The sequence below is a fragment of the Bacillus sp. Au-Bac7 genome (assembly GCF_021341655.1).
In the GTDB taxonomy this organism is placed as follows: domain Bacteria; phylum Bacillota; class Bacilli; order Bacillales; family Cytobacillaceae; genus Niallia.
This window is the reverse complement of sequence record NZ_JAJTTG010000015.1, coordinates 22166-46256: the sequence shown is the minus strand read 5'-3', so window position 1 is coordinate 46256 and position 24091 is coordinate 22166. Positions and strand designations below refer to the sequence as shown.

The 24091-nt window shown below is 35.0% G+C and carries 24 protein-coding genes and 2 pseudogenes; 18 read left to right on the top strand and 8 right to left on the bottom strand.

The window, feature by feature from the left end; translation table 11 throughout:
• Positions 1–74: 74 nt before the first annotated feature.
• Positions 75–413 carry a winged helix-turn-helix transcriptional regulator gene (locus tag LXM54_RS23475; RefSeq protein ID WP_233318003.1) on the top strand — a complete coding sequence of 113 codons (339 nt, stop codon included), beginning with the start codon at positions 75–77 and terminating at the stop codon, positions 411–413.
• 227 nt (positions 414–640) lie between these two features.
• Here LXM54_RS23475 and LXM54_RS23470 read toward each other — a convergent pair whose 3' ends face one another.
• Positions 641–997: a winged helix-turn-helix transcriptional regulator gene (locus tag LXM54_RS23470; RefSeq protein WP_233318001.1), complete on the bottom strand. Its 357-nt coding sequence runs from the start codon at positions 995–997 to the stop codon at positions 641–643.
• A 164-nt stretch (positions 998–1161) separates the two neighbouring features.
• Here LXM54_RS23470 and LXM54_RS23465 point away from each other — a divergent pair, with 164 nt between their 5' ends.
• Complete coding sequence (locus tag LXM54_RS23465; protein ID WP_233317999.1) at positions 1162–1908, top strand: SDR family NAD(P)-dependent oxidoreductase; 747 nt, start codon at positions 1162–1164, stop codon at positions 1906–1908.
• A gap of 342 nt (positions 1909–2250) precedes the next feature.
• Here the strand turns inward: LXM54_RS23465 and LXM54_RS23460 are convergent, their stop codons facing one another.
• The 4 genes and pseudogenes from LXM54_RS23460 to LXM54_RS23445 form a co-directional block, all read right to left on the bottom strand.
• On the bottom strand, positions 2251–2688 hold the full coding sequence (locus tag LXM54_RS23460) for an EVE domain-containing protein (protein WP_233317998.1): 438 nt from the start codon (positions 2686–2688) through the stop codon (positions 2251–2253).
• Between the two features lie 5 nt (positions 2689–2693).
• Positions 2694–3086, bottom strand: coding sequence for a rhodanese-like domain-containing protein (locus LXM54_RS23455; protein WP_233317995.1), 393 nt, complete (start codon positions 3084–3086; stop codon positions 2694–2696).
• Positions 3087–3104: 18 nt separating this feature from the next.
• Positions 3105–3524, bottom strand: coding sequence for a MarR family winged helix-turn-helix transcriptional regulator (locus LXM54_RS23450; RefSeq protein WP_233317993.1), 420 nt, complete (start codon positions 3522–3524; stop codon positions 3105–3107).
• A 370-nt stretch (positions 3525–3894) separates the two neighbouring features.
• Positions 3895–4110 (bottom strand): annotated as a pseudogene (locus tag LXM54_RS23445) (IS110 family transposase); the annotation flags it as partial.
• 339 nt (positions 4111–4449) lie between these two features.
• Between LXM54_RS23445 and LXM54_RS23440 the strand changes: the two are divergent.
• Both LXM54_RS23440 and LXM54_RS28625 read left to right on the top strand, forming a co-directional pair.
• A complete protein-coding gene (locus tag LXM54_RS23440; RefSeq protein WP_233317990.1) occupies positions 4450–4761 on the top strand; it encodes an NTTRR-F1 domain in 312 nt (103 codons plus the stop codon).
• A gap of 361 nt (positions 4762–5122) precedes the next feature.
• Positions 5123–5179: pseudogene (locus LXM54_RS28625) on the top strand (hypothetical protein); the annotation flags it as partial.
• Here LXM54_RS28625 and LXM54_RS23435 read toward each other — a convergent pair.
• Positions 5156–5839: a sodium:solute symporter family transporter gene (locus LXM54_RS23435; RefSeq protein ID WP_442780536.1), complete on the bottom strand. Its 684-nt coding sequence runs from the start codon at positions 5837–5839 to the stop codon at positions 5156–5158. The pseudogene LXM54_RS28625 and the gene LXM54_RS23435 sit on opposite strands and share 24 nt — an antisense overlap.
• Before the next feature lie 524 nt (positions 5840–6363).
• On the opposite strand from LXM54_RS23435, the gene LXM54_RS23430 reads away from it, so the two are divergent.
• The 6 genes from LXM54_RS23430 (at position 6364) to LXM54_RS23405 (ending at position 12534) form a co-directional block, all read left to right on the top strand.
• Positions 6364–7218, top strand: coding sequence for an ABC transporter ATP-binding protein (locus LXM54_RS23430; RefSeq protein WP_325169595.1), 855 nt, complete (start codon positions 6364–6366; stop codon positions 7216–7218).
• The gene (locus LXM54_RS23425; protein WP_233317985.1) at positions 7211–7864 is read left to right on the top strand and encodes an ABC-2 transporter permease; all 654 of its coding nucleotides are present in this window, start codon (positions 7211–7213) and stop codon (positions 7862–7864) included. Before LXM54_RS23430 ends, LXM54_RS23425 begins: the two co-directional genes overlap by 8 nt.
• Positions 7864–8229: a GntR family transcriptional regulator gene (locus LXM54_RS23420; RefSeq protein ID WP_233317983.1), complete on the top strand. Its 366-nt coding sequence runs from the start codon at positions 7864–7866 to the stop codon at positions 8227–8229. Before LXM54_RS23425 ends, LXM54_RS23420 begins: the two co-directional genes overlap by 1 nt.
• Before the next feature lie 646 nt (positions 8230–8875).
• Positions 8876–10039, top strand: a complete 1164-nt coding sequence (locus tag LXM54_RS23415; protein WP_233317980.1) for an FAD-dependent monooxygenase — start codon at positions 8876–8878, stop codon at positions 10037–10039.
• Between the two features lie 552 nt (positions 10040–10591).
• The gene (locus LXM54_RS23410; protein ID WP_233317978.1) at positions 10592–11137 is read left to right on the top strand and encodes a DUF3841 domain-containing protein; all 546 of its coding nucleotides are present in this window, start codon (positions 10592–10594) and stop codon (positions 11135–11137) included.
• Positions 11138–12060: 923 nt separating this feature from the next.
• The gene (locus tag LXM54_RS23405; RefSeq protein WP_233317975.1) at positions 12061–12534 is read left to right on the top strand and encodes a DinB family protein; all 474 of its coding nucleotides are present in this window, start codon (positions 12061–12063) and stop codon (positions 12532–12534) included.
• Positions 12535–12763: 229 nt separating this feature from the next.
• Here LXM54_RS23405 and LXM54_RS23400 read toward each other — a convergent pair whose 3' ends face one another.
• The gene (locus LXM54_RS23400; protein WP_233317973.1) at positions 12764–13762 is read right to left on the bottom strand and encodes a DUF3231 family protein; all 999 of its coding nucleotides are present in this window, start codon (positions 13760–13762) and stop codon (positions 12764–12766) included.
• Positions 13763–14118: 356 nt separating this feature from the next.
• A complete protein-coding gene (locus tag LXM54_RS23395) occupies positions 14119–15093 on the bottom strand; it encodes an NAD(P)H-dependent flavin oxidoreductase (protein ID WP_233317971.1) in 975 nt (324 codons plus the stop codon).
• Between the two features lie 255 nt (positions 15094–15348).
• On the opposite strand from LXM54_RS23395, the gene LXM54_RS23390 reads away from it, so the two are divergent.
• The 8 genes from LXM54_RS23390 to LXM54_RS23355 all read left to right on the top strand — a co-directional run bounded on the left by LXM54_RS23390 (position 15349) and on the right by LXM54_RS23355 (position 23871).
• Positions 15349–16191 carry a MerR family transcriptional regulator gene (locus LXM54_RS23390; protein ID WP_233317968.1) on the top strand — a complete coding sequence of 281 codons (843 nt, stop codon included), beginning with the start codon at positions 15349–15351 and terminating at the stop codon, positions 16189–16191.
• A 198-nt stretch (positions 16192–16389) separates the two neighbouring features.
• Positions 16390–16851: an ester cyclase gene (locus LXM54_RS23385; protein ID WP_233317966.1), complete on the top strand. Its 462-nt coding sequence runs from the start codon at positions 16390–16392 to the stop codon at positions 16849–16851.
• A 285-nt stretch (positions 16852–17136) separates the two neighbouring features.
• On the top strand, positions 17137–17991 hold the full coding sequence (locus LXM54_RS23380; RefSeq protein WP_233317964.1) for a MurR/RpiR family transcriptional regulator: 855 nt from the start codon (positions 17137–17139) through the stop codon (positions 17989–17991).
• Positions 17992–18193: 202 nt separating this feature from the next.
• Positions 18194–20059, top strand: coding sequence for a beta-glucoside-specific PTS transporter subunit IIABC (locus LXM54_RS23375; protein ID WP_233317961.1), 1866 nt, complete (start codon positions 18194–18196; stop codon positions 20057–20059).
• Between the two features lie 65 nt (positions 20060–20124).
• Positions 20125–21579, top strand: a complete 1455-nt coding sequence (locus LXM54_RS23370; protein ID WP_233317958.1) for a glycoside hydrolase family 1 protein — start codon at positions 20125–20127, stop codon at positions 21577–21579.
• The gene (locus LXM54_RS23365) at positions 21576–22442 is read left to right on the top strand and encodes an arginase family protein (RefSeq protein ID WP_233317956.1); all 867 of its coding nucleotides are present in this window, start codon (positions 21576–21578) and stop codon (positions 22440–22442) included. The genes LXM54_RS23370 and LXM54_RS23365 overlap by 4 nt, the downstream gene beginning before the upstream one ends.
• A gap of 77 nt (positions 22443–22519) precedes the next feature.
• Positions 22520–23158, top strand: a complete 639-nt coding sequence (locus tag LXM54_RS23360; RefSeq protein ID WP_233317953.1) for a YczE/YyaS/YitT family protein — start codon at positions 22520–22522, stop codon at positions 23156–23158.
• A 14-nt stretch (positions 23159–23172) separates the two neighbouring features.
• Entirely contained in the window at positions 23173–23871 is a 699-nt protein-coding gene (locus LXM54_RS23355; protein WP_233317947.1) for a cyclase family protein, read from the top strand.
• Positions 23872–24091 lie beyond the last annotated feature (220 nt).

Sequence of the window (24091 nt, the reverse complement as noted above, 5' to 3'; positions counted from 1 at the left end):
GTATAAAATGAAAACAAAGAAAAAAATAGTACGCACTATTTAGATAGCTACTACCAGAAAGGATAGTGTCAAATATGAGTATGGCTGATTTTAAAGAAAAGGGAAATATCCAAGAGACACCTTTCGGATATACATTGTCTGTTGTTGGAGGGAAATGGAAAATGTTAATTCTGTATCTCCTTTCGGAAAATCAACCCGTTCGCTTTAATGAGATGAAAAGAAGATTAGGTACTATCACCTTTAAAACATTGAGTTCACAACTGAAAGATTTGGAAGCAGATGGGATGGTTAGACGAAAAGAATATCCTCAAATCCCTCCTAAAGTGGAATACAGTCTTACACATAAAGGAGAAACGCTATTACCTGTTTTAGAACAGTTATGTGAATGGGGAGAAAAAAACCGTGATAATTAACTTCTTTTGTATAGTTAATGGGAACCCATTTGGAAACAGAGTGAGACTAATTGAGTATCTTACATTTTAGAACAGAAAACAGTTACCTAATTGGGTAGCTGTTTTCTGTTCTAAAAGTCGTGCCAGCAACCCTGTAGTCGAGACAATCTTCTTCGAATTATTATGCCCTCATCCCAGTGCAACATAAAACGCCCTAACATATAAGGTGTTAAAAGTTGTATTCCTTATTATGAAGCCTCTTCTGGTGGTACGATTTCGAATTCACCTTCTGCATGCTCTTGCTCTGCATAATGGCCTCCCCATTGACAGAGCTCCTGCAAGATAGGTTTAAGAGATTCTCCAAGTTCAGTGGGTGAATATTCAACCTTCGGCGGTACTTGATTATACATCTTTCTGCTCACGAGTCCACTGGCTTCAAGCTCTCTAAGTGTTTGAATCAGCATTTTCTGAGTTATATTTGGGACAATGCGCTTTAATTCACTTGTTCTCTTTGGTCCATTCATTAAAAAGTATAATACAAGACCTTTCCACTTTCCGCCAATAACTTCCTTTGTCACTTCAAAACCACAACTAAATTTTTTCAAGTCTAAACCTCTCCATTCCACATTAATTACTTTTTAGTTACTATATCACAAAAAAGTGGGTACTTCCGATAATGTGCTTACTGAAGGATACTATATCTTGTAAGTTGTTCTTCAAGTACTTAAAGGTATTAGACTTAAAATAAAATTCTTAAGGAGTGTTAAGTATGGGTAAATTTGAGGGTAAAATAGCGCTTGTAACGGGCGGAACAAGTGGGATTGGTCTTGCTACTGCACAAAAGTTTGTAGACGAAGGTGCATATGTTTATATAACAGGACGCAGACAAAACGAACTTGATAAAGCTGTTAACCAAATTGGCAAGAACGTAACCGGTGTTCAAGGGGATATTTCTAAGCTTGAAGACTTAGACAAACTATATGACATTATAAAGCAGGAAAAAGGTAAGTTGGACATTCTTTTTGCTAATGCAGGCACAGGCAACTTCCTTCCATTAGGTAAAATTACGGAAGAGCAGGTTGATAGAACGTTCGACATTAACGTTAAAGGAACCATCTTTACTGTTCAAAAAGCATTATCACTATTCCCGAACAAAAAAGGTTCTATTATTGTAACGGGCTCTACTGCTGGATCAATTGGAAACCCAGCGTTTAGTGTATATGGAGCATCTAAAGCAGCATTAAGAGCACTAGTTCGCAGCTGGATTCTTGACCTAAAAGGTACTGAAATCCGTGTAAATGTGGTTAGTCCAGGAGGTATTCTTACACCTGCCTACGATGAGCTTTTTGGTGATGCACTTGAAGAAGTAATGGAAAATAGCAGAAATACTGTTCCAGCTGGAAAAGTTGGGACACCTGAAGAAGTTGCAAACGCTGTATCTTTCCTTGCTTCAGACGAAAGCAGTTACTTGACGGGTGTTGAATTGTTCGTAGATGGTGGGCTAGCACAGGTTTAATTTAACTTCACTTCACAGAGATTACAAATGGTCCAGGAAAAAGGTTAATGGGGCTTTACTTGAAGAAGTCAAATAAAAAAGTCGTTTTCCTCTAAGGACAGGGAATTCGACTTTTTTATGTTTGAATTGCTTAACGTTGTAAATCCGCATTTTTCTGACGATCCCCTAAATGGTGTAAAAAGGATAAGTTTTTTAAGAAATGTACTTAAGCTATCGGGGGTATTAATGCTCTATTAACTATAGCGCTAACGGGGCAGCATTCCTGTAATAAATGAAAACTTGTCTATGGAAAAACATGGAAGGTTAGCTAAATAATCAATGTAAAAAGGAGGTTAGAATGTTCTAATCTCCTTTTCTATTAACCATTTTTTCTGCTATTAGTTTAAAATCTTTTTCGCTTATTTCTATATGACCATATCGAAAGGAATAACCCCAGTATTTTGTATTTTTAATAAATGACAGTTTTGAAATTAGTGGTTTAATGGGTGTTTCAATGCTAGGAATAAAATCAATATTTCTTCGGAAAGGTACAAAATCATTTCCCATATTCACCTGAAAAACATCTTCATCAATAATTTTTCCTATAGCAGTAAATTTTTGATGAGGAGCACTTTCTTTATAATTAACCTTGGGAGAGTAATAAATTATCCAATCACCAGTGCTCATCTTTCTTAAAGGCGCTTGTTTGCCATGACAAAGCTGAGCGAATCCACCTTGGACTGCATTTAAAACATGATCACGAGAAGCAACACCAATCCAGTACCTTTTTTCATGATGCATTAGAGTTAGCATCCACAATTATCAGATGGATTAACATTTAGAGGAGCATCTGAGACAGGAAAATTCATTTCTTTCCACGCAGCTATCCCACCAGACAACTCTTTTACTTTGTAACCACGCTCTAACAAAAATACTGCTACTTTAGCTGCTGTATTACACCAGACATCCCAACAGTAAACAATAATTTCTTTATTTTTAGGAATTTCATGTATTCGCTCTTGCAACTCTTGTTGAGGAATAATATTAGCATTTTTTATTGTTAGACTTCTTACATGTTCAGGACCGTTTCTTACATCAATTAAGAAGTATCTTTCTGGATCGACTTGTGCCGATCTTAAATAATCCATAGGACTAACAGTTGCTTCCAGACGTGCTTTAAAATAATCAAGTGCATTCATAAATAAATTCCTCCAGTTTTATAGTTGGTTCCAAATTTTCACAAGAAACTCCTTAAGCAATTGTTTTTCTTGATTGTTTAAAGGGGTGAGTACTTCTAATTCCGTTTCCATTAGAAATTCCCAACGTGAATCTAAAACTTGAGTCCCTTTTGATGTGATTAAAAGACTATAGGATCTTCTATCATTAGGATTTCTAGTTCTCTCTACAAATCCTAAAGTTTCTAGGTGATCGATATGGCTAACCATGGTCGTCCGATCAATTTGTAGATTTTCGGAAATATCCTTTTGTGAAGAATAAGGGTTTCCGCTAATAAATAAAAGGACTCCATATTGTCTAGCATTAATTTTATAAGGGGTCAGTCCTTCAGCAAATTTAGTTTCCATTTGTTGAAGAACTTTTCCTAGTAAAAAGCCATAAGATTGATTCCATTTTTCCAAGTGTAATATTCACCTCCTGGGTTAATCAGTTTTACTAATAATCAGCATAACTGATTAATTGTTAAAATTCAAGTACTTACGTTCGTATATAAAATAAATAGTCAGTTAAAGTTTTCCTTTTATCAAATAAAGTTTTTAAGATAAGTTATTTTAACTAGGGAGGACGACTTCTGATTCTCTTTTTTATGTCAATAAATGACTAAAAAATATAAATTTGTTAACGATTTCACTAAGACAAAACCAGCCAATAGTTTGTCAACATCTTTTAATAAAAACTTAAAATCTATAATGGTATACTAAAAATATGCATGCCAAATAACCTTCCTGTATCCTTAGTTTGGAAGGTTTTTCATAGTCTTGATTGGTTTGGTTACAATGCAATATCTTGGAAAGTGGTTCTGTTCTTTAATAGGGCAAATATCCAGTGTAAAAGTTTATTTGCACACGCAATTACAGCTACTTTAAAAAGTTTACCTTCACTACGTTTCTTATCGTAAAATTCTCTTAATCTCTTGTTTCTAGGGATTATTTCATCAGTAGTTTTCTTTTTACGTGAGTCTCGTATTCCAGATCTCACGGCCATGTACTAACTTATGGGAACAATAATGAGATCTTTTTTCACGTATTATATTCTATATATTTAGTATTTAAACCAAAAAGGTGTACATTTTAGTACATCTTTTTGGAGAGAAAATAGATGAGTTTACAGGATATAATATGTACATTTAAGTATGTTGAACTGATTATTTCATCCATTTTAATAACTTTAAAAACCACTGATATTTACAGTGGTTTTTTATTTATGTCTTAACTGACTTCAAAAATGTGCTATTAACTAGAACATTATATAGAGTAGTGCTCAGACAATTTAATTAAAAACTCATATTATATTCGTATACAAAATACTTCCGAAAGGAGTAGATAGATGAGTTTATTAAATTTAATCACTAATAGTGGATTTGAAACAGGAAATTTAAATGGTTGGGTTTTCCCTGAAAATTCCACTGTTACAAATCAGTATTCTCATTCGGGAACATATTCTGCTTTGCTTGAACAGGGAATTGAACCGGCCTATATTGGAAAATTTGTCCCTGCCGGAACGGGGGAGAATTTAGAACTTATTGTATCTTTAGCTAAGGATAGTAATTTACAGGCTCCTGCAGTGTTAATTCAAGTTTTCTTTTTTGGACAAAATTTTGAGCTTATAGGAACTGGTTTCGACCTATCTTCCAGCTAACAGGCTACCAAATGCACAAACTAGCGATTGGCAAGAAGTATATTTAACAACTAGTACAGCACCTGCGGGTACTACTCAAGCATATTTGCTTATAAACTAAATACCGTTAGCAGCTGCTTCTAATATTTTAATTGATGATGTAGCGCTGCTAACTGCCACTGGAATAATAGGACCAACGGGTCCAGCGGGACCAACAGGAGCAACCGCACTTAATGATACTTTAAAAGAATTGCAGAATTCTAACCTAACAATTGCAAAATCAATTAATAACGAAAATAAAGAAAACAAACAATAAATACTTATTTTTGTTACTGGTATTGTTGTATTGGCACTAATAACTCTAAGTATCATCATCAGCCGAATGATTGTTCGTCCTATTAAAGAGGTTAAAGGCTTACTTATGGAAGCTGAAAATGGTGATTTTAGTGTTAAAGGTAATTATGCATCTAAGGATGAAATTGGCGATCTCAAAAGGAACTGCATCCTCGCTTGTTCCTATTGCGTTCAGCTTTTCTGGACTGCTTGTGGAGATTGTCTTTAATCCTCCGAGTATGTCCCCGTTTCCAAGAACAAAAAGTCCTATGATAGGAATTAACGTACATATGGCAATGAGACCAATGCCGATTAGACTGTCAGATACAGCGATTGCCTTCATTCCTCCAAATACTGCAAACAATGCTCCAATGATTCCTATAACCCAAACCATAGTCCATACTGACTGAGTGTAGGATAAACCAGTTAAGTTAGGAAGATCAAACAGTTTTAACACTCCGAGTGCTCCAGAATAAAGGGTTGAGGGAATTGTTACCAAAACATAGCCAAGCATAAACAGTACTACCACCATTTTGCGCACATCTTCATCAAAACGGTCTCTCAAAAACTGTGATAATGTAGTAAAAGCAACTCCTAAATAACGCGGCAACAGGATGAGTGCCATGATAATGATGGCCATAACAGAGGTGACTTCCCAAGCCATACTGGTCATGTTTCCTCCGTATGCTTGTCCGTTAAGTCCTACCATTTGTTCGGCTGACAAGTTATTTAAGATGAGAGCGCTTGCAATAAATCCACCAGACATTCCTCTGCCTGCAAGAAAGTAACCCTCAGTTGTGTCATTAATACCTCTTGATTTCCGATATGTATAAACTCCGATAATTGCAATAAAAAAACACTCGATAATAAAGTGAACCAAATGCTGCTGTTTCCTTCCATTCCATCAATTCCTTTCATCCAAATCCTAAGTAGGTTAACTACTCGCTTAGTTCTGCAAGCAAAGAGAAGATACTCAACATAGTAAGGTGAAAGGCGAAAGATGTTACCAGATCTATATTCAACGTTAGCGATAGCCCTTTATATATACTTGTATTAATAAAGGCTATTCTTTATTTGATATTAAAGTTTAAAGACAAAGGTTTCTTTGCATTTATGTAATAGCACTGTATTTTGGTTCCTTAGTTAAATAAACTGTTTTAATGACCACCTGTAGGGTGGTTATTTCTTTTTAGAAGTGAGCAATCTCATGGTAGGTATTGACAGAATCATTTATATTAGATATATTGTGTATACACGATAATCACAATTTAATGAGGAGGGATGTATAGAGTGCTTGCATTGGACATTCGAAACGTAAATAAGAGTTACCAAAACTTTCAACTTAAAAACGTATCATTCCAACTGGAGAAAGGCTATATTATGGGTTTTATCGGTGCTAACGGCGCAGGGAAGACCACGACGATAAAATCAATTTTGAATATGACCCACATGGATAGCGGGGAAATTCACATATTGGGGAAAAATATGGTTGAGTACGAACTTGAGTTGAAGCAGGAAATTGGATATGCCATGGGCGGCGTAGACTTTTATACCCGAAGCAAAGTAAAGGCCTTGACTGATGTAATTAAGAGGTTCTATGCCAATTGGGATAATGAAACGTACAGCAATTACCTTCGGAAATTCAAGTTGGATGAAAACAAAAGGATTGCCGAACTATCGATGGGAATGAAGGTGAAATACAGTATTGCCATTGCCTTATCCCATGGGGCAAAACTTCTTATTCTTGACGAACCGACCAGCGGGCTTGACCCGGTTGCAAGGGACGAATTGTTGGATATCTTCCAAGGACTCGTCGCTGACGGAGAAATTAGTATTTTGTTCTCGACCCATATTACTACAGATTTAGAGAAATGCGCTGATTTTATAACCTTCATTGAAAATGGGCAAATCGTCCGCAGTGGTGAGAAGGAAGAGTTTAAAGAGTCTTATCTTATTCTAAATGGTGCCACAACTCAACTGCACCAAGTGAAGGACAGATTGATCTCCTATAAGATAAATTCATTTGGATTTACGGGTTTGATTCTTGCAAAAGACTACGATTTCTCATGGAACATGAAGGCAGTAACACCGAGCCTTGAGGAGATTATGGTTTATTTTGCGAAGAAGGAGGTTGTGTATGTATAATCTGGTGATGAAAGATGTTAGATTGGCTGTCCCACCCTTTTTTTTCCTGTTTCCTTTCTTGTTTGGTGCTTTAATGCTCATTCCGGGTTGGATTTACTTTATTGTCCTGCTATATTTCTGCTGGATTACGATTCCGAATGTGTTCAACCAATTTAAAGCGCAAAACGATTTGATGTTTACGTCCGTGTTACCCGTTGCCAAAAAAGATATGGTAAAGGCAAGGATAATCGTTATCGTCGGCTTAGAGCTGTTGCATATTGTGACTGCGGCGATTTTCGGTTCCGTTTCCCTGATTTTATATCCAAATGTAACCTATTATTTCTTCCCACCAAATATGGGTTTCTGGGGCTTAAACCTTATCATGCTTGCAATTTTTAACATCATCTTTATTCCGATGTTTTATAAGACGGCTTATAGATTTGGCTTTGCGCTGTGCGCAGCTGTTACGGCCGCCATGCTTTTCGCCGGAATCTCGCAATGGCTTGGCATTCAAAATCCTATATTGAATGGTATTTTCTATGGAACCGATGCACAAGAAATGACGCTTCAAACATTCATTTTAATTGCTGGAATTTTGGTCTTTGCGTTGCTCTCCTTCATCGCCTATCGGCTTGCGGTCAAACGATTCCTTCGAGTGGAAATTTAATGAACATCGCAATCTCGAACGCATCTGACAAACCAATTTATCAGCAGCTTTATGAGCAAATTAGCTCTCAGATTCTAAAAGGAGAGTTGGAAAACGGCTATTGTCTCCCACCGATCCGACAAGCAGCTAAGGAGCTTACCATCAGTGTGATTACCGTTAAAAAGGCTTGGGAAGAACTAGAAAGATGCGGGTTGATCCATACCATAAAGGGAAAGGGTTGTTTTGTCGCCGAACTATCCAATGATATAAAAATGCAAATTCGTAATGAAATGATTCTTAATCAAATGGTTCTCGATACCTCCTACTACAAATCCTTCGGCCTTACCTTGGATGAGGTGTTGGAGATGATAAAGAAGGTATATTAGGGAAGAGGGGGGAGCTGTAGCAACAGCTCCCCCCGTTTTTTGTGATATGCACAATGCAGTGAACCTACCATAAGTAGAATAAGCGAGTGTGATATATATTTAAAGAATGACGGAGATTAAACGATAAGTTTTATAACAGGGATCTTCAACTATATTTTTTTTGAAGTAGACACGAATAAAAGACTAATTAAAAGATTAGATAGGAGAGGTGATTAATTGGAACTCTTTGATATATAAATACTTTCTTTAAAGGCATAAATTAGGCAGGATACCTTAAATGGCAAAGAGAATAACTCCATTTTACCGAATAAAAGAAAATTGAGTATTTTTCTTTTGAAAATAGCATAGAAGTAATTGTTTAGAGTTATAAGAGGTTAAAGAAAAGCAATACAAGAACATTTCTAAGTTTAGGAGAAATTATTTCATTACAAGCTTTATAGGGATTAGTTGATGGAATCTTAAAAGAATACCCAGAGATGGTTGATAATCTGTCGGTTATACTGGTGCAACAAGTAATTTCGGTTATTTTTAATGAAAGGTGAATTATCAGTAGAAATCCACAAACATGGTTATTGAACACTATTTTTACACCTTATAAAGAACTTGCTAGTAGGTTAATTAAAATGAAGATGAGAGCGGTGATACCATGAAAGCAATTATCATAGGCGCAGGCATAGGAGGACTTAGCACAGCTATTGCTCTTCGGAAAATAGGGATTGACGTGAACGTTTTTGAAAGCAAGGATGAAGTACGTTTCTCAGGTGCAGGTCTTGCAATTAGCGCGAATGCTGTCCGGGCATTGCAGGAGTTAGGTGTAGGTGACCAGGTTGTTCGGGAAGGGAAGGTATTGGAGGAACTTCGTATCCTAACACCCACTGGGAAAGTCCTGCAACGGAAGGAGACAGCGTTAATAAGCCCCAAGTATGGAATTGACAATGTGGCGATTGAGCGTGGAAAGCTCCTGGAATTGCTAATGAGAGCTTTAGGTCAAGAGCAACTTGTCCATACTGGAAAGACTTGTAGGAGTTTTGAACAAAATGCTTTTGGGGTGACAGTAGAGTTTGAAGACGGTTCATCGGAGGAAGGAGATTTGCTAATCGCTGCGGACGGCATTCACTCCACCATTCGTGAGACACTGCTACCTAATGCAAAACCACGGTATGCAGGATATACCTGTTGGAGGGCGGTTGTCCAGACAGGTCCAAATTTGAAGGAATATGACTCGAAATTATTTACAGAAACTTGGGGTCGTAAGGGACGCTTCGGCTTGGTTCCTTTGCCGGACAACCGAATCTATTGGTTTGCATGTGTTAATGCCAAAGTAGATGAACCTCAATTTAAAACTTTTACTGTGCAGAATTTACTCAAGATTTTTGAAGGCTACCACGAGCCAATCCCTGGCATACTGGCGCAATCGTCTGTTCACCAATTTCTCCACCATGATATTTATGATTTGCCACCAATCGAGCGCTTTGCATTTGGAAACATTGTTCTGCTCGGTGACTCGGCTCATGCCATGACGCCCAATATGGGGCAAGGGGCCGGACAGTCTATTGAAGATGCAGTTATTCTCGCAGGACACTTAAAACGGAGTGCTACAATTAAAGAGGCATTGAAAAGATATGAAGACGAACGAATTGGGCGGACCAGTCTAATTACAAAAATGTCAAACCGAATTGGAAGGGTTGCACAGTTGAATAACCGCGTTTCAGTATCTCTTCGAGATTCACTATTTCCTCATATACCAGCCAAGGTTATGGAGAAACAGTTGAAATATCTGTATGATGTGAAGTTCGAAGGGTTGCTGTAAATAACTTGAATTTAAATTAGCTGTAAACGGGACTGCAGGGCTCATGAAGAACAAGTCTAATCTAAATTCCCTAAAGAGCTTTATGATGATGGTTATATGATATCCATTGGAACAAGTTGCTGAAGCTCACCGCTACATGGAAAAGGGGCACGAAAAGGGTATGTCATTATAACTTTGGCGTTAGATTGAGGAATTGTGTTAATGGGGTCAGGAAACACATATAACTTCTCTTCTTAAACTAACAGGGACGTTAGTTTAACTAGAATTATAATAGACCGGATAATTTTGAATCTAATTTTTTCCTCCTAATACGAAAGGAATAACTACGCTTAATCAACCCAATCATTAATTAGGATAAAATGTCAGCCCATAAAATATTAGTACGAATTAAAAAAACAATTATGATTAAAAAATTCCTTTCTTTTTTAGTACGAGTTTGCAGTGGAAATTTACCTAATCATTGATAGTAATAGACACAGAACAAGCATTAAAGCTAAAATAATGAAACGTAGAAAAATAATGATGGGAAAAGAGATGTAAGGTTGGTGTAATATGAAAGTTTATACAGTACAACGGTTAGAAACATATTACCGAATGAGGGAACAAGGATATTTAATCGGTGATGAGAAGTTCGTTTGGGAAGACTTTAAGAAACCTTACCAATGGATGATGAAGCAAATGGAAAAGAAGATTGAAGGATACAACGGAAAGGACTACCCTATTTGGGTTTGGAAGAGAAAAGTTAATAGAAATGAACATGCTTTGCTTAGTAAAGGGATAAAAGGAGTAATACTTACTTTAGAAATACCTGAAGATAAAATTTTATGGTCTGACTTTGATCATTGGCATTTTGTACTTAATAATGGTCCAATTACAGAGTCAGAGGACGAATGGGAAAGATATTTAGAGGATGAGGAGAGTTATCCTACTGAAGATTCGTGGGAAAAAATTTTTGACTTTAATCTATTGAGAAGTCTCGATAATGACTGGAATGGTAAATTCAATGAAGACTGGATTCAAGGTGTTACACCAAAGATTACTATGAGTATGGTCAAAAAAGTAACAAGATTTATTGCTAAAGGTAGTAAACATTATTAATCCCTTTCTTATTAAAAGTCTTTCTCTCTGTGGATAAAGGTAAAATGCAAATATTTTGGAACAAACTTGGCAGCATTTCTGTATTAAAGGAAAATTTGTAAAATAATATATTTAGGCTATAGTTGAATTAGAGGAAAATCCTATATATCCAAAATTAATCTGACACGCCCCTATAGATTATATTTAATATTATTATCGCCTTGTGCCAGATAAAAAAGTAAAAGTATATTCGTATTTCAAGAAGCTTAATTGCTACCAGATAAATTTAGCAACAAAACGACCAAAAAGGTAAAAAATTACTTGCATAATAATAGTATGTAGTTTAATTAACAGACAAGAGAAGAAGTATAAACAAGAAATATAAAATCTGTAAGTCTCGTTAAATTCTTATTAACGCTTAATAATTTTGGTTGAAAAAGAGTCTAATCCCTTGGTATATAAAGGATTAGACTCTTTTTTATTATATTCAATTTTATTCTAAGAAGGATTAACGTTTATTTTAGAGGATAACGCTCATTTCTACGTGAAACTGCGTATTTAAGAGAATCATCCCACAAAGCTATTATTGATTTAAACTAACTGATAATCTCCATTCGTTTGTTTAAAAAATAAACCTTCATTTTTGTAGAACTGATAATTCTATGTATCTCTATATTAATTTAAGTTGCGAACTATGTACAGGAGACAAAGGCTAACAGGGAATTTAGTTTAACAAGGTAACTTAGATGTAATTTTAACTTGTTGAGTTTTTTACGATAGGAGGTTCATCTTTCTTAAAAAATAGATAATTTCAGTTCGTGAAAATGGGGTAGCATCAAACGTAAAAAAGTATTTTTAATAGGTTAAACATGTAGCCAACAGGATTAATGTATACCTTTCTTGAATAAATTAAAATAGGTGAAAAAAGGGGGATATATATTAATATGAACGTTTACAGCAATGGTGTTATCAAACAAATGGAATTGGCTGTTAACTCTATAATTAAGTTAATAGACACTATAAGTGAGGAAGAACTGAATATAAGGCCGACTGCTGGTAAATGGTCAATTGGTGAGCTACTTTCACATATATCTGTTTTATGCAAAGCAGATTTTTTAATCGGTGCTGGTGCTTCAGAAGAGGAATTAGACCATTTCTATGTAGATTCTGAACCAGAAGCTACTAAATTAGCAATAAAGGAAGCCCTTATTAACAATTTTAATTATTTAAAGGAAGGCGTAACATCATTACGGGAAGAGGAGTTGTTACGTGAAACCACTTCTTTTTTTGGAGTAAAACATTCTAGATACGAATGGCTGTTGGATACACAGGCTCATCTATTTCATCACCGTGCACAGTTACACTCATTAATCGTACATGTATTGAAGCGTGAGCCGAACGTCCAATTATTTGAGTAAGGAACGATTGCTATCGGGTGTTATAATTTGAGATACTTGCGGAAATTCTCTCAATAAGGATAAACAAATAGACCTAAGGGGAGCATTAAACAGAGCAGTGTTAACACTTTTTTTTGCTTTAATTTACAGTATTCATGGAATAAATTGTCCAAATGTCGCATTCTGGGCAGTTTAGTGAAAGAAGAATTAATAAACTCTTGCCCTACCAATATGGAAGGGCAAGAGTTTGTTAATTCTTTTTAGCAATTTCGTTCCTATTAGGTGCAAGTGGTGGTTGTTCTAACCATTTATTTTTCACCATAAGATCAAACCAATTTTTGGTAACTAAAAGATTTTGTAGAATAGTCTTCTCATAAGTGGCTACAAGATCTGTTCTCATGGCTGAAGCCAAGCCAGCGCCATGATAATTTTGGGCAGCTTGAAATAAAAAACCCATATGGAAAAGCATTAACTTATCTGAAAATGGTGAGTCAGTAGAGGTGGTAACTTCTGTTTCCAATGATTTTGGAACGGGTAAATTATCCGCTTGAAGTATTTTTGCTAATGCTTTTATTTGGCCATCTGCTGTCTTTTCTGACTCAGTTAGAAATTTTCTTACTTCTTTAGATTCTGCTACCTGTGAGAATGCAATGGAAAGAGTTTTAGCCATTATACTTTTCTTAAGGTTCAAGGAAAGACTTACAATTTCTGTAGCGGCAAGCATTCTACCTTTTCCCAAAAAACCATCACTAAAATCTTTACTGCTAATAAAAGTTGGGTGTTCGTACGAATAGTATAGTGGATCCCTTTGAAATAAACCTTTCTCAAGTAATAACTCAATTGTTTTATGATACATTTTATTTCCTGCAGTACTACATGAATCGTAAAAAGTTCTCAAATCTTTTCTGACTGAAATACATAGTGCTGTGTTATGCCCTAAAGTTCCATGTATAGTCATGATGTGTAAATAATTTAGGCAAAATGCATCTGAAAACAATTTCTGTTTTCCAAGATATAAGTCAGTTTCATTAAATCCAATGGGAACAGGAAATCCTTCTTTAACGAGGAAATTACCAATTTCGTTTTTTTGTTGGCCCAATGTCTTAATAGCGATATTAAATAGTTCCTTTATTGCTTTATCTTCTATAATGGAAAACATATACTTATTAATAATATTTGTGGCTGTTCCATTTATATACTCTGCCCATAAGGAACCTATTTCAGAAGAAGTAAGGGCTGATTTTTCCATAAAAATTCACCTCCATCATAATATTTCCAAATGTATTCAGAATATGCTCTGTACTAAAGCCCAAAAAATTAAAGATTCCTAAATATTTGTGGAAAATTGGAGGGATGGCTGCTAGGCAATAGTCTTTTTTAGAAATGCAGCCAGTTTATTTGTGCTTCAAGCGGTAAGGTAATCAAGTATTTTAGGGGACACTTTTTCTTATGTGATAACCAGGCAAGCATTTCGTATATATAAGACGTAAGTTAGTGTTCAATAAAAAATCTTAAAAAACTGGTAAAAACCGATGATATATCCTAAGGATTTTACCAGTTCCAGCTTTTACTTGAAGATAATATGATTGTGGTTCCTAAATGCCTTTACTTAATAAAGTCAGCCATTAATTCCTTGACTATATCTTCGCATGTCTTTACATCCTTAATGAGATCAATAGCGGTATTTACAGAAACAATCCCCGCATCCATTTTCCCTTCTAGCATTCCAGTGCGAATGCCACCGTCTTCACTTATTTTTTTATTCACTAGATCAGAAGGTAACCCATTTTTGTACAAATTCTCGTATTCTTGAGCTGCTTCATTAGGTATGGAACGTTGGTTGGCAGAAACTGAAAGAAGGTCAGTACCTTTTGAATGAATAATTTGTTGCTTTGTTGTATCTGAAGCAGGGCATTCATTGGAAACAATAAATCGAGTACCCACATAAACGCCTACAGCTCCAAGAGCAAAAGCTGCTCTCACACCACGGATATCATTAATTCCACCTGTAGCAATTACGGGTATATCAACTGAATCTACAATAGTTGGAACAATGGAAAATGTTCCAATTGCTTGTTGCGGAATAACACCACCTTCATCATAACCTGTAGCTATAATGATATCAGCGCCTGCTTCTTCGGCAATTCTTGCAGCTTCAGTTGTAGGAGTTAATTCACGATGGATTATTACACCTCCTTGATTCTTGATCTCTTTAAATACTTGACGATTTACATTTCCAACTGTTACAAAATATTTAACACCCTCATCAAAAGCTACATGGAGAGTAGTTCGAACATAAAATCCGTTATCGTCCATTCCTTCTTCAGGTAGGATAATATTTACCGCAAATGGTTTATCCGTTAGTGATTTAATTTTTCGTATTTCATTACGGATTCTTTCCTCCTTGTTAATTTGTCTAGCTCCATCTTTCTTTGGTCCGGCGTTGGGACCTAATACTCCCATTCCTCCTGCATTCGAAACAGCAGCAACCATGTTTGCGTTTGTAATCCAGTTCATGGCAGCTTGCACGATAGGATATTTTATACCGAGTATCTTACATACTCTATTGTTATTCATCATTATCACTCTACTTCCTTTATAAAAATATTTGATCTGTATCAGAGTATAAACTCTATAGTAAGAATAGAGTCAATAATTATTTGTTGAATATGCAAAAAATCATATGAAAAGGATATGGGGAATGACGAGAGTGAAAAGAAACAAATTATTGACTTTCTAAATGGTTGTATTTATATTACAAAAAAGAACAAAATGAAAAGTAGCTATAGAATTAAGTTGATTTGCTTCTAAAGAGGATAGAAAGGGAATTTTAAAATGAACGAACATTTTTCAATCGGGGAAACTGCGAAGCTGAACAATATTTCTATTCAAACATTGCGGTACTATGATAGGCTAGGAATTTTTAAACCGGATTATACTGATCCGAGTAATGGATATAGATACTATCATATTAGTCAATTCTTTTATCTTGATATTATAAAATATTTAAAAAGCATACAAACTCCATTAGAAGAAATTAAACAGATTATCCTAAATACACCGCAAGATATGCGAAACTTTCTACAACAGCAAGAGACTGTAATTGAAAATGAGTTTAAAAAATTGCAAGATGCAAAATGCATATTAGAGAAGAAAAAACGTCAACTAAACGAACAGTTAGAAATTTGCGGGAAAGAAAGAGGAAAAGTCTATTACCGTACGATAAAAGAAGAACGGGTTTTAATTATGCCTACAGTTTCACTCACTCCTTATAATGGTCGTCCAGGTCTTTATGTTAGAAAGTTGGCTAACGTATTAGAAGAGAAGGGATGTATCATAGATAATCAGTATGGATATATCTTTCCTTTGAAATCATATAAAGATACTCCCATTAACTATGAGTTTATTTATACATCAGTATCAGAAGAAAGTCTAAATATAGAAGCACCAATGACCCTAGATACAATTACCTCAGGAGATTATGTTTGTATTGCATTTGATAGAACAGAGAATAATAATGAGTACAATCATTATTATCAAATGCTCTATCATTATATTGAATCTAATAATATTCAAACCGAGGGGAAGGTTTATGAAGTTTCTCTTCCTACAAATTATAGTTCATTAAAAGAAGAGGCATTTCTTATTGAATTGAGAGTAAAAAGAATACATCAGTAAAAAAGGTCCTACTGTATGGTAGGAGCTTTTTTTATTTTTTTGGTGGATGTAATAGAAGGGAAGAGGTGAGATTGCTATACATAACGTATGCTGTATTGGGATACATAAAAAACAGTTGACCCTATTCCTACTATAGGGTTTATGATTTGGTTCGTAGAGCGCTACTAAAAATAGAAAAGACATTTAGGAGGTACTATTTTGAATATACTAGAGAATAATAAAGAAATTGTTAGAAAATTTATTACTGAGGCTTTACCAACTAACGATGTAGATTACGTTCGTCAAGTTGTATCAAAGGATGCTGTTACCCATAGAGCTGGCTTTGCCGCACTTTATGAAGCTACAGGTGATGCAATTCCGAAAAAAGGAAACTTCTTAGAGTGGATGACAGAAGGTTGGGCTGTACTGCACGGTGCATTGAGTGAGCAAAAGGTGGAAATGAACTCCATTGTTGCAGAAGGAAATAAAGTCATTGCACAATTTCATTATTATGTAACTCATAAAGATACATTCGTTGGAATGCCTGCTACTTATAAAAGAATAGAGTGGGATGAGGTGGGTATCTTTGAATTTAATGAAGCTGGACAAATAACTGATATGTGGTATATGTGTGAAGAAATCAAATTGGCAATGGAAATAGGCTTTAAGCTAGAAAAATAATAGTTGTCCATAAATATTAGTAACTGTTATTGCTAATCTATTATGTACAAAATGTGTTTGTAGTAAAATTTTATTTTCTGCCAAAAAACCTGCTAAGCAACTCTTAGCAGGTTTTTTGGCAGTGTTACTTTGTTTTTCTATTGTTAAAAACTGTAATATTGGCTTTAGTATTGCAGATTATGTTGTGCTTACTATCTTTAGCTCTAGTGAATATGAATTTCTACCAATCGGTCCCTTGATGTAAAATGAGATAAAGTGAATAATCTGCCTGGGAGTGAAAAAGGAATGCTTATTGAACAATTGGAAAATAAAATAGAATTTACTTCTTCTGAAATACAAATAGCGAATTATATTCTTGAACACGCCTTAGAATCGGTTGAATTAACTGCTGAAGAACTTGGTAAGAGATCGTATACCAGCAAGGCCACTGTTCTTCGGTTTTGTAAAAAGTTAGGAATTTCTAGCTATAATGAATTCCGTCGAAAACTAGAACTTGAAATAGTTGAAAAGGAAAGACTAATTCAAATTCTAGAAAAGGAACCTTTTAATAAAAACAGTTCGGTTAAGGAGATAGTAAATATTGTTCCTTCTGTGTATGACAAATCAATTACTAACACTAAAATGATGTTAAATTATAACTCATTAAATAGAGTTATCAATCAATTAAAAAAAGCAGATAAAATAGATATTTATGGTCAGGGAATAACGTATAGTTGCGCAACAGCTGCTATGTTTAAGTTTCTTTCTATCGGTATTGAGTGTTCAGCACAAACAGGTATTAATGAACATTACATAATGGCTACTAAAAAACATAAAAATAGGGTGGCGATAATTGTATCTTTTACAGGCGGGAATCCTGCCATGATTAAAACTGCAAAATATCTTAAGGGAGTAGGAACCTATATTATTGGAATCGGTGGTGCTGAGTCCGATAACTTGAAAAAGGAATGTAATGAATATATAGAGATAAATTCAAAACAGCTTATCATGAGTATGGAGGTGCTGACACCATTCATTTCCATTACTTACATCTTTGATCTTTTGTTCTCTGCACTTTTAATCTCTGATTTTGACAACAATTTAGAATATGCCTTAGACGTTATTGATTATGAAAAGAGAAAAGAAAAAGATAACTTTTAAAAGTCATTTGATTTAGTCAAATGACTTTTTATTATGGACCAGGAGTGTCAAAGGAGATGTTTTAAATAGAGCTTTTTATGAACTATGGGACCGATATCCATTAAATCTAATGTATTCTGAATTATTTTTCGATATTATCTAACTAATATAAAAGCGCTTTTATAAAGATCTTTCCCAAACTGGTTAACGGGGGTTATTAACAATGAATGATAAGCAACTAGCAGAGGAGATTCTCAGATTTAGCGGTGGTGAAAGTAATATTAAAGGAGTTACTCATTGCGTTACTCGTTTACGTTTATCGGTAAATGACACAAACGTAATTAAAGTGAATGATATACAAATATTGCCTGGTGTGTTGGGTGTCAACATAGTCGGAAATCAACTTCAAGTAATCCTTGGAGGAAAAGTTTATGCAATATATGATGCTTTTCTTCCGCTTGTAAACGCATCAAGTTCTAATGGTGAAGGCAAGGGGGGCAATAAAGAAAGTCTAATTAGTCGGTTTTTAGATACACTTTCTGGTATTTTCACACCTATTATTCCCGCAATTATTGGAGCAGGCTTACTTAAAGGAATAATGATATTTTTAATGTTCTATAATATTGTATCTACTGAAAGTGATATCTATAAATTTTTAAATATTTTTTCAGATTCAGCATTCTATTTTATCCCACTATTATTGGCCTTCAGCACAGCAACAAGATTCAAGTGTAATCCTTATGTTGCTGTCGCGATTGCAGGTATTTTAGTTCATCCTAGCTTAATAACGATGATGAATGAATCTAGTTCACTGAAGTTTATTGGAATTCCTATTACTAATGCAAGTTATGCAAGTAGTGTACTGCCAATAATTTTAGGTGTTTGGCTTATGTCTTATGTAGAAAGATGGTTAACAAATGTTATTCCTAAAATTTTAAAAACAATATTAGTTCCTTTATTGACTGTGCTTATTGTTGCACCAATTATTTTAGCTGTATTAGGTCCGATTGGAACAATAGTTGGAAATTCAATAGGTCAAGGATTTATTGATTTTTACTTAAACTTTGGCATACTTGCTGGGGCTGTATTAGGTGCTGTTTATCCATTCCTTGTTATCTTAGGTATGCATGTCGGGTTTACACCAGTTATGGTTCAATCACTATCAAAGTTTGGTGTGGATTATATGATGGCACTTTTTGTTGCAGCTAATTCTGCTCAAGCAGGAGCAACTTTTGCCGTATACACAAAAACCAAAAATAAAGGATTCAAGGCTTTAGCAGGTACTGCTGCTTTAAATGCATTTATAGGAATTACAGAACCAGCATTATTTGGCGTGACGACCAAGCTGAAGAGACCTTTAATTGCTGTATCAATAGGTGGTGCTTTAGGAGGAGCAATTGCTGGTGCCTTTCATGTTCAAGCATCTGGTATGGGAACAGGTCCTATTGCAGGTATTCCGTTATTTTTAGGTCCAACCTTTATCTATTTTGTAATAAGTAGTCTTGTCTCCTTGGTAGTGGCCTTTATTCTTACATTAGTAATTGGTTTTGATGATATCCCTGAAGAAAATACAACTACAAATACTAAAAAGAGTGAAAATCATAAACGTGCTGTAACAGAAACCGAAGAGAAGCAGAAGATTTTTAGTCCATTATCAGGAAGCGTCATACCACTTGATCAAGTAAATGATAAAGTCTTTTCACAAAAGATGATGGGGGATGGTATTGCGATTCGTCCAAATATCGGAAAAGCAGTTGCACCTTTTGATGGGGTTGTTGAAATGGTGTTTGATACTAAACATGCGATTGGCTTAAAAAGTAATAATGGTTGTGAACTGCTAATACATGTCGGCTTAGATACTGTTGAATTAAAAGGTGAATTCTTTATATCACATGTAACTAATGGTCAAGAGGTTAAAGCCGGTGATTTACTGTTGGAGTTTGATATAGAGCAAATCCAAAAAACTGGCTATGATACTACAACACCAGTGATTATTACAAATAGTAGCGCCTTTGAGTTTGTAACAGGTTCAAACAAAACAGAATCAAATTCAGGTGATGTACTTTTTGAGGTAGTTGCTGCACACTGAAATGTTTATTTACCTTATTGAACAAACATTTACAACTTAGACAAAAAGAAAGAGGGTAAAAAGAAATGGCAAAAGAATTAAAAGCAGGATTCCCTAAGGATTTTCTCTGGGGAGGAGCTTTAGCAGCTAGTCAATGTGAAGGAGCATCATTAGAAGATGGGAAAAAGTGGACAACAGGTGACGCAATGCCGTATGGGGTATTTGGTGATGTTGTCATCCCTCCCCCTGAAAATTATTTAAAAAAGGAAGCTATCGATTTCTATCATCGTTATAAAGAAGATATAACGTTATTTGGCGAAATGGGTTTTAAGATTTTAAGAATCTCGATTTCGTGGGCAAGGATTTTTCCTAATGGCGATGAAACAGAACCAAATGAGAAGGGTTTAAAATTCTACGATGATCTTATTGATGAACTCCATAAACATGGAATAGAAGTTATGGTTACACTCGTCCACTTTGAAATACCGCTGTATTTAGCAACTGAATATGGCGGTTGGACCAATCGGAAGATGATTGATTTTTATCAGCACTTTGTAGAAACAGTTTATATTCGTTTCAAAGATAAGGTAAAGTATTGGCTTACTTTTAATGAAATAAACGTAATCTTAGATGCACCTTTTAACGGGGGAGGAATTCAAGGAAAGCCAGAAGAAATTGATAAATCTATTCTTTATCAAGCTATTCATCACCAGTTTGTAGCAAGTGCTTTAGCTACAAAAATTGGTCATGAAATTAATCCGGAATTTAAAATTGGTTGTATGGTTGCTAACAGTCCATACTATCCTTTAACACCAAATCCAGATGATATACAAGAAGCATTAAATCGTGACCGGGAAACATTATTCTTTGCTGATGTACATGCCCGTGGACAATATCCTGGATATATGAAACGTTATTTTAAGGAAAATAACATCCACATTGAAGTAACTAAAGAAGATGAAGAATTAATGAAGCAGCATACTGTCGACTATATTTCTTTCAGTTACTACATGAGTTACTGTGCGACTGCTGATCCAGAATTAAATATTCAGGAACTTGGAAATGTGAAAAGTACGGTGAAAAATCCATACCTTAAAGCAAGCGACTGGGGATGGCAGATTGATCCGAAAGGCCTAAGATATGCGTTAAATCAATTCTACGATCGCTATCAGCTACCATTATTTATTGTCGAAAATGGTTTAGGTGCAGTTGATGAACTAGTTCCTGATGAGAAAGGAAGTTACACAGTAATTGACGATTACCGTATAAATTACTTGAAGGAGCATCTTCAGCAAGTATCTGAAGCAATTAAAGATGGTGTTGAGCTACTAGGATATACAAGCTGGGGGCCAATAGATATTGTAAGTAATACTGTTTCTGAAATGAAGAAACGATATGGTTTTATTTATGTAGATAAACACAATGATTGCAGCGGGACGCTTGAACGTTACAAGAAGAAAAGTTTTGATTGGTATAAAAATGTAATTGAGTCTAATGGTGAGTCTTTATTTGAAGGTTTAGAAAGGGTGGATAAAAAATGAGTAAAAAAACAATAAGAATTTTATTACCACAATGGCAAGGTGGTAATGACCCGAGATATGCTTTTGGAGCTGAATTATTAGCACATATTGCACCTAAAAGTAAAACAAGCGAGACTTTTGAAGTGGCAGTAGACAAAGACTTCGGAAAAAAATTAGAAGTTGAAAATGGCGTTATTGGAGAGCAAGTATTATTTAAGCAAATGGAAGATACAGCAAGAATTCTAGACGAACAGCAACCTGATAGAGTTATTATTTTCGGAGGTGATTGTTCAATAGATCAAGTTCCTTTTGATTATCTAAATGGAAAATATACAGGGAAGCTGGGGGTATTATGGTTGGATGCGCATCCCGACGTTTCAACACCAAATGATTGGCCAAATGTTCATGCAATGGTATTAGGCAATTTGCTTGGAAAAGGAGCACCACGATTTGCATCGAAAGTAAAAAATCCAATCTCAACAACCCACGTAATGTATGCGGGATTAATAGAGAAGAATCTGGGTGATAAAGAAGAAAAAACAGTAAAAGAGTTGAATTTACAATTTGCTGGTCCAGATGAGTTAAGGGACAGCAGTCAGCTAATTATTGATTGGATCGAAAAGAATCAAATTGAATATTTAGCTGTGCACTTCGATTTAGATGTTTTATCACCGACAGATTTCCGTTCTATTTTACCTGCTGAACCATATTTAGAAAATTTTGAGCCTGCAATCGGCGAGATGACGCTTGCACAAGTAGTTCGAATTTTAAAAGATGTTTCAACAAAAGCAGAAATTGTAGGTCTTGGAATTGCTGAACACTTGCCTTGGGATGCTATTAACCTTAGAAAGGCACTATCTGAAATATCTATCTTTAATGACTAAGCAACGGAAAAATCGACTAATACATTTAGTCGATTTTTTTAAAAACTATTCGGGGTAGACATAAAAAGAGGGACAAAATGAAAAAATTTTTTTTAGTTAGAATTATGATGATGCTGATAGGTAATTTCTTGGTCGGCTTTGCTATTGCCTTATTTCGTATATCCAATCTTGGCACTGACCCATTTACAACGATGAATCTTGGTGTTAGTAGTTCCATTAATATGACGTTTGGAGTATATCAATTATTAATAAATATAATCCTCGTGGCGATTGCCTTCCGTTATGTTAAAAGCTATATCGGGATTGGAACAATGGTGAGTATGATTGGTATAGGGTTTATCGCAGATTATTTTGTATCTATTTATACTTATATGTTGGGAAATGACCTAAATCTTACAATAAAATTATTAATATTATTAGTAGCTGTAATCATTATAGGTTTTGGTTTTTCCCTCTACATGGCATCCGATTTTGGGGTTGCACCATATGATACTATAGCACTGATCATTCTGAAGGTAAGTAATCATAAGATACCTTTTGCTATAGCAAGAGTTATCACAGATATAACATGTGTAGTTGTAGGTTTTTTATTTGGAGCACTCATTGGTATAAGTACAATAATTACAGCCGTGTTTACTGGTCCACTTGTTCAGTACTTCACTGGTCATATATCAAAAATAATACTCCAAAAAGGAAAAGAATCAAAAGCTATTTAAGGGAGGTATTCTGTATGGAGAAATTTAAAATTAACTCATTTGATAAATATATTGATCTTAGTCATTCCATCTCACACGGAACAGTAACATTTCCAGGAGATCCACCAGCTTCAATTACAACATACCTTGATAGAAAGACAGTTTCTAAACAAAATGGTGGGGGACCTTATTCCAGCTCAGAAATTAATAAGATAACGTTAGTTAGTACAAGCGGCACTTATATGGATGCCCCATATCATGTGTTTGAGGATGGCAAAAAAATTAAGGATTATCCATTGGAGAAACTTGTCAATATCCCTTCAATAGTAATACAAATCTCAAATGATAGACCCTTTTTTGACGTACAAGATGTGGAAGGGATGAATGTAAAAGGCAAAGCAGTTTTATTCAGTAGTGGACATGATAGGTTATTCATGACATCAAAGTATGGAAATAATGCACCCTATTTAACTGTAGAGTTAGCAAATGTCCTTGTTGAGCAACAAGCAGCATTCGTCGGAATTGATACTCCATTAGTGGATAATATTTCAACCCTTTCTAATATAGGTACACCCGTGCACTATATACTTCTAGGTGCTGAAATCCCTATTTGTGAAGATATGAGAAATCTACAAGCATTACCATCTAGTGATTTCACCATAACAGCTGTTCCTCCTGCAGTTGATTTGGAGAGCTTTCCTGTAAGAGTATTTGCATCTATTCGTGATAATTAACAAACATATAGTTTATTACAACGTATAAATATAAATTGATTTAAAAAAGGTTAGCCAATATTGCTTGGTTAACCTTTTATTAAAGGAGTGGGAATAATTACATTCGGAGGCTTTTGTTGAATAAGTGGGTTTTTCCATAAGCACTCTCCAGATGTAAACCATATCGAACACAAGCTACTGAAAGAAAAAGAACGGATACTTTAAAAAAATAATTTCCGCC

Excerpts from the sequence above, each read along its gene's own strand:
- LXM54_RS23475 (WP_233318003.1), top strand. The coding sequence starts at position 75 with ATGAGTATGGCTGATTTTAAAGAAAAGGGAAATATCCAAGAGACACCT.
- LXM54_RS23465 (WP_233317999.1), top strand. The coding sequence starts at position 1,162 with ATGGGTAAATTTGAGGGTAAAATAGCGCTTGTAACGGGCGGAACAAGT.
- LXM54_RS23460 (WP_233317998.1), bottom strand. The coding sequence starts at position 2,688 with ATGCATCATGAAAAAAGGTACTGGATTGGTGTTGCTTCTCGTGATCAT.
- LXM54_RS23455 (WP_233317995.1), bottom strand. The coding sequence starts at position 3,086 with ATGAATGCACTTGATTATTTTAAAGCACGTCTGGAAGCAACTGTTAGT.
- LXM54_RS23440 (WP_233317990.1), top strand. The coding sequence starts at position 4,450 with ATGAGTTTATTAAATTTAATCACTAATAGTGGATTTGAAACAGGAAAT.
- LXM54_RS23435 (WP_442780536.1), bottom strand. The coding sequence starts at position 5,839 with ATGTCTGGTGGATTTATTGCAAGCGCTCTCATCTTAAATAACTTGTCA.
- LXM54_RS23425 (WP_233317985.1), top strand. The coding sequence starts at position 7,211 with ATGTATAATCTGGTGATGAAAGATGTTAGATTGGCTGTCCCACCCTTT.
- LXM54_RS23420 (WP_233317983.1), top strand. The coding sequence starts at position 7,864 with ATGAACATCGCAATCTCGAACGCATCTGACAAACCAATTTATCAGCAG.
- LXM54_RS23415 (WP_233317980.1), top strand. The coding sequence starts at position 8,876 with ATGAAAGCAATTATCATAGGCGCAGGCATAGGAGGACTTAGCACAGCT.
- LXM54_RS23410 (WP_233317978.1), top strand. The coding sequence starts at position 10,592 with ATGAAAGTTTATACAGTACAACGGTTAGAAACATATTACCGAATGAGG.
- LXM54_RS23405 (WP_233317975.1), top strand. The coding sequence starts at position 12,061 with ATGAACGTTTACAGCAATGGTGTTATCAAACAAATGGAATTGGCTGTT.
- LXM54_RS23400 (WP_233317973.1), bottom strand. The coding sequence starts at position 13,762 with ATGGAAAAATCAGCCCTTACTTCTTCTGAAATAGGTTCCTTATGGGCA.
- LXM54_RS23395 (WP_233317971.1), bottom strand. The coding sequence starts at position 15,093 with ATGATGAATAACAATAGAGTATGTAAGATACTCGGTATAAAATATCCT.
- LXM54_RS23390 (WP_233317968.1), top strand. The coding sequence starts at position 15,349 with ATGAACGAACATTTTTCAATCGGGGAAACTGCGAAGCTGAACAATATT.
- LXM54_RS23380 (WP_233317964.1), top strand. The coding sequence starts at position 17,137 with ATGCTTATTGAACAATTGGAAAATAAAATAGAATTTACTTCTTCTGAA.
- LXM54_RS23375 (WP_233317961.1), top strand. The coding sequence starts at position 18,194 with ATGAATGATAAGCAACTAGCAGAGGAGATTCTCAGATTTAGCGGTGGT.
- LXM54_RS23370 (WP_233317958.1), top strand. The coding sequence starts at position 20,125 with ATGGCAAAAGAATTAAAAGCAGGATTCCCTAAGGATTTTCTCTGGGGA.
- LXM54_RS23365 (WP_233317956.1), top strand. The coding sequence starts at position 21,576 with ATGAGTAAAAAAACAATAAGAATTTTATTACCACAATGGCAAGGTGGT.
- LXM54_RS23360 (WP_233317953.1), top strand. The coding sequence starts at position 22,520 with ATGAAAAAATTTTTTTTAGTTAGAATTATGATGATGCTGATAGGTAAT.
- LXM54_RS23355 (WP_233317947.1), top strand. The coding sequence starts at position 23,173 with ATGGAGAAATTTAAAATTAACTCATTTGATAAATATATTGATCTTAGT.